At 59.0% G+C, this 12,944-nt stretch carries 10 protein-coding genes and 1 tRNA gene; 9 read left to right on the top strand and 2 right to left on the bottom strand.

Features of this window, described 5'->3' with window-relative positions:
- The first annotated feature begins 13 nt into the window (after positions 1-13).
- A tRNA-Met gene (locus ACIQWS_RS25085) sits at positions 14-90 on the top strand.
- Positions 91-178: 88 nt separating this feature from the next.
- Here the strand turns inward: ACIQWS_RS25085 and ACIQWS_RS25080 are convergent.
- On the bottom strand, positions 179-1,120 hold the full coding sequence (locus ACIQWS_RS25080) for a threonine/serine dehydratase (RefSeq protein ID WP_403185094.1): 942 nt from the start codon (positions 1,118-1,120) through the stop codon (positions 179-181).
- A gap of 292 nt (positions 1,121-1,412) precedes the next feature.
- Here ACIQWS_RS25080 and ACIQWS_RS25075 point away from each other — a divergent pair, with 292 nt between their 5' ends.
- From ACIQWS_RS25075 to ACIQWS_RS25040, 8 genes are all read left to right on the top strand, one after another.
- Entirely contained in the window at positions 1,413-2,402 is a 990-nt protein-coding gene (locus ACIQWS_RS25075) for a substrate-binding domain-containing protein (protein WP_346305148.1), read from the top strand.
- A 71-nt stretch (positions 2,403-2,473) separates the two neighbouring features.
- Positions 2,474-3,496 (top strand): galactitol-1-phosphate 5-dehydrogenase, encoded by a 1,023-nt coding sequence (locus ACIQWS_RS25070; protein WP_403185092.1) that lies wholly within the window; start codon positions 2,474-2,476, stop codon positions 3,494-3,496.
- Positions 3,497-3,540: 44 nt separating this feature from the next.
- Complete coding sequence (locus ACIQWS_RS25065) at positions 3,541-5,061, top strand: ribulokinase (protein ID WP_403185090.1); 1,521 nt, start codon at positions 3,541-3,543, stop codon at positions 5,059-5,061.
- Positions 5,058-6,053, top strand: a complete 996-nt coding sequence (locus tag ACIQWS_RS25060) for a sugar-binding transcriptional regulator (protein WP_403185088.1) — start codon at positions 5,058-5,060, stop codon at positions 6,051-6,053. Before ACIQWS_RS25065 ends, ACIQWS_RS25060 begins: the two co-directional genes overlap by 4 nt.
- Complete coding sequence (locus ACIQWS_RS25055) at positions 6,043-7,539, top strand: sugar ABC transporter ATP-binding protein (protein ID WP_403185086.1); 1,497 nt, start codon at positions 6,043-6,045, stop codon at positions 7,537-7,539. The genes ACIQWS_RS25060 and ACIQWS_RS25055 overlap by 11 nt, the downstream gene beginning before the upstream one ends.
- On the top strand, positions 7,526-8,533 hold the full coding sequence (locus ACIQWS_RS25050; RefSeq protein WP_403185084.1) for an ABC transporter permease: 1,008 nt from the start codon (positions 7,526-7,528) through the stop codon (positions 8,531-8,533). The genes ACIQWS_RS25055 and ACIQWS_RS25050 overlap by 14 nt, the downstream gene beginning before the upstream one ends.
- A 41-nt stretch (positions 8,534-8,574) precedes the next feature.
- A complete protein-coding gene (gene deoC, locus ACIQWS_RS25045; RefSeq protein ID WP_223616036.1) occupies positions 8,575-9,534 on the top strand; it encodes a deoxyribose-phosphate aldolase in 960 nt (319 codons plus the stop codon).
- An 11-nt stretch (positions 9,535-9,545) separates the two neighbouring features.
- The gene (locus ACIQWS_RS25040) at positions 9,546-11,945 is read left to right on the top strand and encodes an aldehyde dehydrogenase family protein (protein ID WP_403185082.1); all 2,400 of its coding nucleotides are present in this window, start codon (positions 9,546-9,548) and stop codon (positions 11,943-11,945) included.
- A gap of 56 nt (positions 11,946-12,001) precedes the next feature.
- Here the strand turns inward: ACIQWS_RS25040 and ACIQWS_RS25035 are convergent, their stop codons facing one another.
- A complete protein-coding gene (locus ACIQWS_RS25035) occupies positions 12,002-12,937 on the bottom strand; it encodes an ABC transporter substrate-binding protein (protein ID WP_403185080.1) in 936 nt (311 codons plus the stop codon).
- Between the last annotated feature and the right edge of the window lie 7 nt (positions 12,938-12,944).

Raw genomic sequence — 12,944 nt, 5'->3', positions numbered from 1 at the left:
CCGGATATGGTGGCGCGGGGTGGAGCAGCCCGGTAGCTCGTCAGGCTCATAACCTGAAGGTCACAGGTTCAAATCCTGTCCCCGCAACCAACAAAAACCAGCTTCCAACAAACACAAACACAACCCCGCTCCGGCGGGGCTTTCGTCGTTGGATGCAAGGCGTGCAGGTGCAGCCCTCTTAAAAGTGCACAGCGCCCGTATTTGCGCCGCACAGGAGAACGCCAACACGCTCGTCCGGACCGGCAACATATTTCTGTGCCAGAAGCGCAGCAAAGGCGGCGGCGCCACCGGGCTCAGCGACAATGCGCAGCCGCTCCCAAAGGGCGGATTGCGCAGCGCGAATGTCATCGTCCGAGACAAGCACGGACTGCGCGACAAAATCCCGGGCAAACGGGAACATCAGTTCTCCGACGCGCCTTGGCGCCAGGGAATCGGCGGCGATGCCTTCCGTCGGCGCATCGACAGGTCTGCCTGCGCTGAATGCCCTGTGCAGGGTCGGTGCACCCTCTGGTTCCACAGCGACGATTTTGACGCGGCCGCAAAACCAGGCCGCAATCCCGCCAATCAGGCCGCCGCCACCGACCGCGACCAAAAGGGTCGTGAGAGCAGGCAGGTCCATTTCGATTTCCAGACCAAGCGTTCCCTGGCCGAGCAGGGTTTCCGGCTGATCGAAGGCGTGAACCGGCATGGCCCCGCGTTCCGCCACGAACTGCTCGCTTGCCACCAGGGCATCGGCATACCGGTCTCCGGAAACAACGAGGTTTGCACCGTAACTGCGGATGCGGTCCGCCTTGGCAGGCGCGGTGACGCCGGGCACAAATATGGTTGCGGGTACCCCAAGCCGCATGGCGGCATAAGCAACAGCAGCACCATGATTGCCGCCTGATGCGGCAACCACGCCCGCTTCCGGCACTGGACGGGTAAGCAGGTTGGCAAAGGCGCCGCGCGCCTTGAACGAACCAGAGTGCTGCAGAAATTCAAGTTTGAAATCGACACCGCGCGGCGGCAGGCCGAAGTCACCGAGATCGGCCCTTATGACCGGAGTATGCCGGATGTGCGGCCGGATGAGACGCTCGGTTTCAACAATGCGTTCCGGCGTGATCTGTATTGGGCTGGACATGGTGCGAACTCACGATGCGAAGAGCTGAGCTTAGAGCGCTCTCACCTGCAAATGCAACTTTTGTGGTTTGCTGCAGATCCTTTGTTCACACTATTCCCTCTGCATTTGCCGGACAGACGCCACATGGGGCGGATGAATATCACATATATTTCAACTGCTTATTTGTTTTCTCCAGCGATCTTGTCAACCGCGTTGACTCATTCAACAACTTCTGATTATCTAAAATAACAAATGAGCGATATTTGCTCAAATGTAGATTTATCAGAAAAATGAGTCTTTGGGGAGGAAAACCATGCTCAACCGTCGCAGCTTTTTGTTCAGATTCGCCTTTGCCGGAACCGCCATTTCATTGGTGGCAGGTCTGGGCATGACCGCAGCCAATGCGGAAGGCCTGAAAATCGGGTTCAGTCAGGTGACCTTGCAGTCGCCCTTTTATGTGCAGCTCAAGACAGGAGCGGAAGCGGCCGCCAAGGCCGGCGGCGATACATTGGTTTTCCTCGATGCCAACGGTGATGTCAGCAAGCAGAACAATGACATTCAGGATCTGATTACCCAGGGCGTGAACGCGCTGATCATCAACCCCGTCAATCCCGACGCGGTCGTGCCATCGCTCGAAGCAGCCGTTGCTGCCGGTATTCCGGTCATTACGGTTGACCGCAGCGTCAACGGCAAGGGCGTGACCGCCCATGTCGGCCGCGACAACAAGAACATGGGCAAGCTGGTCGGCGAAGCGGTAGTCGCGCGCCTGAAGGCTGACGGCGTCGAGAAAGCCAAGATCATCGAGATCCAGGGCGATGCCGGCGGTGCGGTCATGATGGATCGGCGCGACGGTTTTCACAGCGCCATTGAAGGGTCGGGTCACACCATCGTCGAAGGCCCCTATGCGGAATATATCCGAGCCAATGCGGTCACCGCCATGCAGGACCTGCTTCAGGCCAATCCGGATGTGAAGGTTGTCTATGCGCACAATGACGATATGGCGCTTGGCGCCCTGCAGGTCCTGAAGGAAAACAACCGCAGCGATGTGCTGGTTGCTGGCGTGGACGGTTTGTCGGAAGCGCTCACCATCATTGCCGACGGCGGCAACTATGTCGGCTCAGCGCTGAATGATCCCAAATATCTCGGTGACGTGACAATTCAGGTTGCCCGCGAAGCGGCGGCCAAGAAGCCGGTTTCGTCCTTTGTCGATGCGGGCACGGCACTGGTGACGTCCAAGAATGTTGCGGATTTCCCCCGCGCCGGACTGTTTGCCGAATATCGCCCGCACGTTCTCGGCCAGTAAGGCCTTCTCCCGAGCCTGCGGAGCAGACCTGTTCCGCAGCTCCCATTATTATGTACCCACAGGATACCATGATGCGTGCAGCAGTTCTCTATGCCCCGGGCGATATTCGCCTTGAAGACGTCCCGGAACCACAGATCAAACCGGGACACGTGATTGTCCGCGTCGCGTCGGTGGGTGTGTGCGGGTCGGATCTGCCGCGCATGCTGATCAAGGGCGCACACAGGATGCCGCTTATCTGCGGCCATGAGTTTTCCGGTCATATCACTGAGCTTGGCGAAGGCGTTGAAGGCTTTGACCTCGGCGAACTGGTGGCCATTCCACCGATGCTGCCATGCTTCGAATGCGACCAGTGCCAGAAGGGGCAGTTTTCGCGCTGCCGTGACTATGATTATTTCGGTTCGCGCCGGGACGGCGCCTATGCGGAATTTGTCTGCGTTCCCGTTTCCAACCTTTTGAAAACACCAAAGGGGATTGATCCAAGAGCGGTCGCCATGACCGATCCCGCGTCGATTGCCATTCATGCCATATGGAAGGCCGGCGGTATCGGAATGGGTCAGCGCGGCGGCGTCATTGGCTGTGGTCCGATTGGCCTGTTTGCCATTCAATGGCTCAAGCTGATGGGCGCGAGCAATGTGGTTGCCGTCGATGTATCGGAGGAAAAGCTGGCCATGGCGCGCCGTGCCGGTGCAACGCACACATTCCTGTCCGGTGCGGACATTCCCGCCAACCTGCTTTGCGATACGATTATCGAAGCCGCCGGACACCCTTCATCGATCAATATGGCGGTGAAGATGGCCGCACCGAGCGGTCATGTGGTCTTCATAGGCATTCCGGTTGCGGAGGTAACCCTGGACAACAAGACATTCCAGCATTTCCTGCGGCAGGAGGTATCGCTGCATGGCTCGTGGAATTCGTTCGGCCCGCCCTATCCGGGACCGCAATGGACGGTGACGCTGGAAAAGCTGGGATCCGGCGCACTGGAATGGGAATTCATGATAACCCATGATCTCGACCTTGCCGAGTTGCCGGGAATGTTTGAAAAGTTCCGGACTGACAGGAGCATGTTCTTTTCGAAGGTCATGTTCCGGCCCTGAAAGACTTCGGCAAGAGGCAGGGAATCGAGGGAGGAGACGGCAGGATGACACTTGTCCTGAACTTTGATCTTGGCACGGGAGGAGTCCGCGCCGGTGTTTACGATGTCGAGCGCAGGATGATGCTCTCGCTGTCGGAAGCCAGCTATTCCACCCTATATCCCCATGCTGGCTGGGCAGAACAGCAGCCCGAGGAATGGTGGCATGCGCTTCTGAGGGCCGGCCGTCAGGCCGTCGAGCAATGCGGATCGACTGAAATAGCTGCGGTTTGTGTTGCCACGACTGCTTCCTCCGTTGTGATTTGCGATAGGGAAAGCACGCCGCTTTATCCGGCTATTCTCTGGATGGACTGCCGGGCGGCCAAAGAGGCTCGCGCCACGGAAAAGGTTGATCATCCCGTCATGGCCTATAGCGGCGGCGGCGATGCCGTCGAATGGCTGGTTCCCAAGGCGATGTGGCTGGCCGAACACGAACCAGCCATCTTTGCCAAGGCTGATATCATTTGCGAAGCGCTGGATTTCATCAACTACAGGCTGTGCGGCGCGTGGGTAGGCTCGCGCATGAATGCCGCCTGCAAGTGGAATTATGATTCAAGCAATGGTGCGTTCGTTCCGGAGATTTACGCGGCGCTTGGCATTCCCGAACTGCAGGACAAGCTGCCGCAAAGGATCGTTCCGGTCGGCGATGCTATCGGATCATTGAAACCGCACGTTGCGGCAGCCCTTGGTATCGCTTCGCAACCGCTTCTTGCCCAGGGTGGCATCGATGCGCATATCGGTGTGCTTGGTGCGGGAACCGTTGCTGCGGGTGGAATGCTGATCATCGGCGGGACATCCGTTGTGCATCTGACACACCTGAAGGAACAGGGGAATGTCACCGGCTTCTGGGGACCTTATCCCAATGCACTCGTCGATGGGTTGTGGCTGGTGGAGGCGGGGCAGGTTTCGGCCGGGTCAATCCTCAACTGGTTCAGCAGCACGATTTTCGGATTGGACGAGCAGGGCCACCGCGATCTGATCCGCCAGGCGTCCGTGGTTTCGGCGCAGGATTCAGGCCTTTTGACGCTCGATTATTGGATGGGCAACCGCACACCCTACCGGGATGCAGATCTGCGCGGAGCAATCCTCGGCCTGTCGCTCAGTCACGACAGGGCCGACATCTATTCCTCGGCGGTGGATTCCATTGCGCTTGGTTCCGCCAATGTCGTTGCGGTTCTGGAAGAACGCGGCGTGTCCGTTGAGCGTATCGTCATGGCTGGCGGCATCTGCAAGAACCCGCTGTGGTTGCAGGCGACAATCGACGCCATCGGCCGGCCCGTTCACGTGGCGAGTGATGACAATCTCTCTCTCATCGGAACGGCCGTGTGTTCCGCCCATGCGCTTGGACTGTTTCCCGACCTCATCGCGGCGTCGGAAGCTTGTGCTGCTCCAGCGCGGGAAGTGCAGCCTGACCCCGTGCGCAGCCGGCGCTATCGGGATACGATGGCGCTCTATCGGGATACGACCGAAACATTGACACCGGCGCTGCATGCATTGAGCGCAAGGCAATTGGCGGGGGCTGCACAATGAGCGACGCACGGATCAATCCATCTGTCCGGTTGCCTTCCGACGAGCAGCGGGAGCACCTGATGGTGCGCGTCGCCAAGCTTTATTACGATCTTGAGCGCACCCAGAGCGAGATTGCCGCGGAACTCGGTCTGACGCGCTGGCAGGTAGGGCGACTGCTCATCGAAGCCAAGGAATTGGGGGTTGTGCGCATCGAGATCACGCCGCGGGCCTATCGGCGGACGGAACTCGAAGTGCGCCTGCAACAGGAATTCGGTCTGCGCGACGCCATCGTCGTCCCATCAGGCGGAACAACGGATTCAGCCCTTCTCATGGAGAGTGTAGCGCAGGCAGCCGCAAAGTATCTTGCGGGCCTCAATCCCAAGGCCGATCTGATCGGTGTCTCCTGGGGCCGCACCATGTCCGCGGTTGCCAAATTCCTGCCGAACAACTGGAACCCGGGCGTGCATGTGGTTCTGGTCAACGGCTCGACGAATCTGCGTTCAACGTCAACCCATACAAGCGCCGTTGCGGAGGAATTCGCCAAGGCAGGCAACGGCATCGCCACGCTTTTGCCGGTTCCTGCCATATTGGGCAAGAAAAGCACCCGCGAAGTGCTTGAAGAAGATCCGATCATCGAGCGTGTTCTCAAACTTGCGATGCAGGCGGATGTGGTCTGTTTCGGCATGGGCGGCATTACACACGAATCCGTGCTGCTCAGTTCCGGTTATCTTGAAGAGGCCGATATCGACCGGCTGAAAGATGCGGGCGCCGTCGGAGACATTCTTGGTCGCTTCCTCGACAAGGATGGCAACATCGTTGATCAGACCATTGACGACCGCACGGTTGGGCTTCGGCTTGATTACCTCAAGACCAAGCAGCGCTCGATCGGGGTCGTTGCGGGTGAGGAAAAATTGCAGATAGCCCTGGCTGCCCTGAAGGCCGGTTTTGTCTCGGTCATCGTTACCGACGAAGCAACGGCCCGCTATGCATTGGAGGCCGCAAGTGACGACTGATGTTTTGACCGTCCAGCAGGTGTCGAAGAAATTCCCGCCCAATATCACCGCCCTGGAGTCGGCTTCGCTGAATGTCCGTGCCGGAGAGGTGCATTGTCTTCTTGGCGCCAATGGCGCGGGCAAATCGACACTGCTCAAGATCATAGCGGGAGCTTTCCGCCCGACCGATGGTTCGCTTTTGCTGGATGGCAAGCCTGTTGACCTGTATTCGCCGTCTCAGGCCGCGCGGCTTGGCATTTCGATGATCTATCAGGAATTGGATCTTGTCCCGCAACTGACCGTCGAACAGAACCTGTTTCTCGGCCATGCACCGGGCCGGTTTGGATTGATCAATCACAGGGAGCGCCGGGAACGGGCAGCCGCAGCGTTGAAGCGCGTGGGCGCACATTTCAAACCGGAAGTGCGGGTCGAGACCTTGTCGGTCGCCAACCAGCAACTGACCGCTATTGCCCGCTCGCTGACCATGGATGCCAAGATCATCATCATGGACGAGCCATCGGCATCGCTCAATGAAACCGAGCTTGAGAGCGTGTTCAAGGTCATTCGCGAACTCGTCAGGCAGGGGGTTGCCATACTCTATGTCAGCCACCGGCTGGGTGAACTGCGCGAAATCGGCGACCGGGTCACCGTATTGCGCGGTGGCAGGACCATCGAGACATTCGACGTCAAGAGCACCGGGGATGGCGCATTGGTGGAAGCGATCATCGGCAAACAGCGCTCGCTGATCGAACGGAAAATCCGTGAGCCGGTAACCGGCGATGTCGCGCTCCGCGTCAACCGGCTGCGCGGACCGGAAGGACTTGATATCAGCGGTCTTGATGTGCGCTGGGGCGAGGTCGTCGGCCTCACGGGATTGAACGGCTCCGGGCGGACGTCGTTTCTGAAATCGCTCTTCGGCGCCAACCGTTTCGACGGCGACATCAAGCTGGAAGGCAAGCCGTTCCATCCGCGTCATCCGGCTCACGCCATCCGCAGCGGCATCGGTCTGGTGCCGGAAAACCGCAAGACGGAAGGCCTCATCCTGCACGCCCCGATCTACAAGAATGCAACCTTGCCATCGATGCGCGAGAGATGGCTGACACGCCATTCGCTGCAAAAGGAAAAGACGGTGCCGGTTCTGAAAAGCCTGTCGACCAAATATGGCCGGCCGGAGCAGGCTGTCGTGCAGCTTTCCGGCGGCAACCAGCAGAAGGTCGTCCTGGCAAAATGGATCATCAATGGCGCGCGCGTGCTGCTTCTCGATGAGCCCAGCCGTGGCCTCGATATCGGCGCCAAGGCAGATCTCTACAATCTGGTCGACAGGCTCGCGCGGGAAGGGGCCGCCGTCATCGTTGCCAGCAGTGAGCTGGATGAGCTTTATGCGGCCTGCGACACGATCTGGGTGTTTCATGAAGGCCGCAACATCGGCAAATACGATCCCTCGGTTGCGGACCGCGACGCAATATTGAGGGCAACAATTCTGGGTGAAAATCATGTCCAACACTGAAACCGCCTTGCCGCCAGCCGATACGCCGGCATTCGGCAAGCGTCTTGTCGATCTGGCGATCGAGTACAACTTCATCGTCATCTTTCTGGCAGTGGTTGTTATCGCGACCTCGCTGTCGAGCAACTTCCTGACCTTTACCAATATTGCCAATCTGTTTCAGCAGGCTGCGGTTGTTGGCGTGGTTGCCATCGGTATGACCTTCGTCATCCTGACCGGCAATATCGACCTGTCTGTCGGCAGTGTCGTTGCGCTTTGCGGCATGCTGGTTGCCGTGCTGATGTCGCATGGCTTTGATCCCTTCGTGGCGGTTGCGATAACGGCACTGGTGGGGACGGCCTGCGGTGCCGGGATGGGGGCGATCAGCGCGCTTGCCCAGGTGCCGAGCTTTATCGTGACTTTGGCCGGGCTCGTCTCGTTCCGTGGCATCACCTATCTGATGACCGACGGTGTACCCGTGAGCGGTTTGCCGCAGGGTTTCGCGTCGATCAGCTCGACGATGATCCCGCTTCTGCCCGGCTTCTCCCTGTCATCGATGGGTCTGATCTTCGTTGTCCTGTGCATTGTCGCCGGGCTGGTGCTGCGCTTCACCGTGTTCGGCGAATATGTCTTCGCGACCGGCGGCAATCCCGAAGCAGCACGGTTGTCCGGCCTGCCGACCCGGTTCATGATCACGGCGGTTTTCGCGGTGTCAGGGTTCATGGCAGCGCTGGGCGGCATCCTTTTGACATCGCGCCTGCGCATTGGCCAGCCAACGGCGGCGCAAGGGCTTGAGCTTGACGCCATCGCTGCCGTCGTGCTGGGTGGTACAAGTCTTTTCGGTGGACGCGGCGGCGTGCTCGGTACCTTTTTTGCCGTGATGCTGCTGCAGGTTCTCCGTAACATATTCAATCTTCTGGGATTGGGCTCCTTCTACCAGATGACTGTCACCGGTATTATCATCGTTGCAGCCATCCTGCTCAATCGCTTCATCGATCATAGGAAGGGTCGGGGATGAACACGCAACAACCATTGGTCCAAAAGGGCACGGAAATCCAAATGCCACATTCCCACGCGCGCAATACCGGTACGAAACTTCTGCCGGACTGGTTCGAGGACATTGCCGTCAACCGTTCGGCTACGGAGCGCCGGGCCGCGACACTGACCACCAGGCGAACGGTCAAGAAGGAGTATCAGGCAGCCTGGCTCGTTAAGGCGATCACCTGCATCGACCTGACGACTCTTGCCGGAGACGACACGGCGGGCCGCGTCCGCCGCCTGTGCGCCAAGGCGAAAAAACCGGTGCGTGATGACATTCTGGAAGCGCTCGGACTAGCCGATGCGCATATCACGACGGGTGCGGTCTGCGTCTATCCGACGATGGTTCCCCATGCGGTCAAGGCGCTGGAAGGTTCGGGCATTCCCGTTGCATCCGTTGCCACGGGTTTTCCCGCTGGCCTAACACCGCTGCCGCAGCGCCTGGCCGAGATTCACTATGCGGTGGGCGAGGGTGCCAAGGAGATCGATATCGTCATCACACGCGAACACGTTCTCACCCAGAACTGGTCGGCGCTTTATGATGAAATTTCCCGGATGCGCGAGGCTTCGGGCGAGGCGCATATGAAAGCCATTCTGGCAACCGGCGATCTCAACACGCTGCGCAACGTCTACCGTGCGTCGATGGTTGCGATGCAGGCCGGTGCCGATTTCATCAAGACGTCGACCGGCAAGGAAGATGTCAATGCCACGCTGCCCGTCAGTCTGGTGATGCTGCGCGCCTTGCGGGACTACGGCGAGCTTTCCGGCCAGACCGTGGGCTTCAAGCCTGCGGGCGGCATGAAGACGGCTAAGGATGCCATGAACTGGCTGATCCTGATGAAGGAAGAATTGGGGTTGCCGTGGATGCAGCCGGATCTGTTCCGGCTCGGAGCCAGCTCGATGCTTGGCGATATCGAACGGCAGCTGGAACATTATGTGACGGGTCGCTACGCCGCGTCTTCGCGCCACGCACTCGCTTGAGGAACAGGAATATGGGACAGATCAAGGATATTCTTCGCACGATGGAATATGGCCCGGCACCAGAGAGCAATACCGACGTCCAGAGCTGGCTTGATGCCAACAAGGCGGGTTTTGGTCACTTCATCAATGGCAAGTTCACCGGCACCGAGGGCCGCGAGACATTTGCGGTCATCAATCCGGCCAATGATGCCGTTCTGGCGACGGTGGCACACGGCACGGAAGCCGATGTCGATGCGGCCGTGAAGGCGGCCCGCGCGGCCTTCGGCAAATGGTCGAAGCTGCCCGGTCACGAACGCGCCAAATATCTCTACGCGATTGCCCGCCATATCCAGAAGCGCGAGCGCTTCTTCTCCGTTCTGGAGACCATGGACAATGGCAAGCCGATCCGCGAGACCCGCGACATCGATATTCCGCTGGTCGCCCGGCATTTCTATCATCATGCCGGTTGGGCGGAGATGGTGGAAACAGAATTCGAAGGCTTTTCACCCGTGGGTGTCTGCGGTCAGGTGATCCCGTGGAATTTCCCGCTGCTGATGCTGGCGTGGAAAATCGCGCCGGCGCTTGCCGCCGGCAATACGGTTGTTCTCAAACCGGCCGAACTGACACCGCTGACGGCGATTGCTTTCGCCGAAGTCTGTCACGAAATCGGCCTGCCCGCTGGTGTCGTCAACATCGTCCACGGCGATGGCGCCACGGGTGCAGCGATCTGCGGCCATGACGATATTGACAAGGTGGCCTTCACCGGTTCGACCGAAGTTGGCCGGATCATCCGCGAGCAGATTGCAGGTTCGGAGAAGAAGCTGTCGCTGGAACTGGGCGGCAAGTCGCCTTTCATCGTGTTCGAAGATGCCGATATCGACGGCGCTATCGAGGGCGTGGTTGATGCCATCTGGTTCAACCAGGGTGAGGTATGCTGTGCCGGTTCGCGTCTTCTCATCCAGGAAGGCATTGCCGAGCGGTTTTATGCAAAACTGCGCAAGCGCATGGAAACCCTGCGGGTCGGTGATCCGCTCGACAAGACCATGGATGTCGGCGCGATTGTCTCCAAGGGACAGCTGAAGCGCATTACATCGTTAGTAGAACAGGGCAAGGTGGAGGGCGGTACGCTCTGGCAAGCGCCGGTAACACTGCCCAGCAAGGGTGCATTCTTTGCACCGGGTTTCTTCACCGATGTCGAACCGGCGTCGACCGTGTGCGAAGTGGAGATTTTCGGACCGGTTGCCACCGCAACGACGTTCCGCACACCCGACGAAGCCGTCGCCCTTGCCAACAATATCAAATATGGGCTCGCAGCATCGGTCTGGTCGGAAAACATCAATCTGGCCCTCGACATGGCTGCCCGCGTCAAGGCCGGTGTGGTCTGGATCAACTCGACCAACCTGCTCGATGCGGGTGCTGGCTTCGGCGGGTACCGCGAAAGCGGTTATGGCCGCGAGGGCGGGCGTGAAGGGTTATACGAATACCTGACCGCAGATTGGGAGAAGCGTCTGCCAGCCGGTAAGGCCGAACAGGCATTCAAGCCATCGGCAGCGCCGGATGGCGAGGCGAAAATGGCGCTTGGCGGTTCAATTGATCGCACCGTCAAGAACTACATTGGCGGCAAGCAGGCGCGCCCCGACGGCGGTTACAGCTATTCGGTCGTCGGCAAGGGCGGCCAGATCATCGGTCAGGCCGGCATCAGCAATCGCAAGGATATCCGCAATGCCGTGGAAGCGGCTGCAAAGGCTGGTTCCTGGGGTGGCGTCACGGCCCATAACCGGGCACAGGTGTTGTACTATCTCGGCGAAAACTTGAGCGCGCGGCAGGCCGAGTTTGAAGCATTGCTGGTGGAGAGCACCGGCGTTTCAGCCAAGATGGTAGCTGACGAGTTTGCAACCGCGCTTCGCCGCATATTCTATTATGCCGCTCAGTCCGACAAATATGATGGCGCGGTCCATCCCACCAAGTCGCGTCATGTGACCCTGGCAATGAACGAGCCATGGGGCGTCGTTGGTATCGTCTGTCCGGATGACCAGCCTCTGTTATCGTTCATCTCACTGGTTCTGCCAGCCATTGCCATGGGCAACCGTGTCGTGGCTGTGCCATCCACCAAGCACCCGCTTCTCGCAGCCAACCTGTATCAGGTTCTGGATACTTCGGACGTTCCAGGCGGTGTGGTGAATATCGTCACGGGTGAGCGCGATGTTCTGGCCAAGACTCTGGCCGAACATGATGAAGTGGATGCGCTGTGGTACGTGGGCTCGAAAGAAGGCAGTGCGATGGTTGAAAAGGCATCGTGCGGCAATCTGAAAGCCACCTGGGTCAACAATGGCCGCCAGCGCGACTGGGCGAACACGCAGCAGGGACAGGGAAAGGATTATCTGCGCCGCTCCGTCCAGGTGAAGAACATCTGGGTCCCTTACGGCGAATAAGCCAAACGAAAGGCCGCACCGGTTTATACCGGTGCGGCCTTTCGATGTGAACGGTCTCAGCTCTTTGGCAGACCGGGCGGATTGGTGGTTGCCTTGTCGATGGCTTCCGAGCCAAGATTCCAGCGATCGAGCACCTTTTTATATTTGCCGTCGGCGATGACGGCATTAAGCGCCGTTGTGATACCGTCCGCCACTCCGCTGCCTTTGCGCGTGGTAACGGCCACTTCAGCGGTGATCGGCCAGCCACCACTGACGGTTCCGACGAGCTTGGTCTTGCCGTTGACAGCAGCCTTGTAGGCCTGCGTTGCGTTCACGCTGAAAACTGCATCAGCGCGGCCGGATTCAATGGCCAGATACTTCACCGCATCATCGTCATAATACTGGACTTCGATGGGTTTCAGACCCTTGGCGACATTTTCCTTGTCCCAGGCCAGCAGGATTTTCTCCTGATTGGTGCCGGCGTCGGTGATCACCTTGAGCCCGGCAATATCTTTTGGCTCCTTGATGGCCTTGATGGCGCTGTCCGCCTTGACGTAGTAGCCAAGCTCATCCTTGCGATAGGTGGAGAAATCGAACTTCTCCTTGCGCTGTTCCGTCACGGTGACGTTTGAAATCACCGCATCGAACTTGCCGGATTCAAGCCCAAGCGGCCAATCGGCCCACGCGACCGGTACCAGTACCAGTTCGCGTCCGAGGCTGTCCGCCACCAGTTGGGCAAGATCGACGTCAAAACCGACGACGGTGGTGGCGTCGCTGGCATAGGTGCTGAGCGGCGGGTTGGACGGGTGCAGCCCGATGGTCAGTTTGCCGTCGCTGACGAATTTGAAGCTCTTGGATACGGATTCGATGGCCTTCTCGTTTTTCTCGGCCCGCACGCGGTCTTTCTGGTCCGGGCTGAGATCGAAGCCGTCTCCGGCTGCAAAGGCGAGATGGGTGGTGGCGGCAATGAATGCCCCGGCCACAAAGGATAGAAGTCGCAGTCTGGTTGTCATGGATAAC

Origin of the sequence: Phyllobacterium sp. NPDC097923 (assembly GCF_044760925.1) — a bacterium.
GTDB classification, from domain to species: domain Bacteria; phylum Pseudomonadota; class Alphaproteobacteria; order Rhizobiales; family Rhizobiaceae; genus Phyllobacterium; species Phyllobacterium calauticae.
This window is presented reverse-complemented; position numbering and strand designations above follow the sequence as displayed.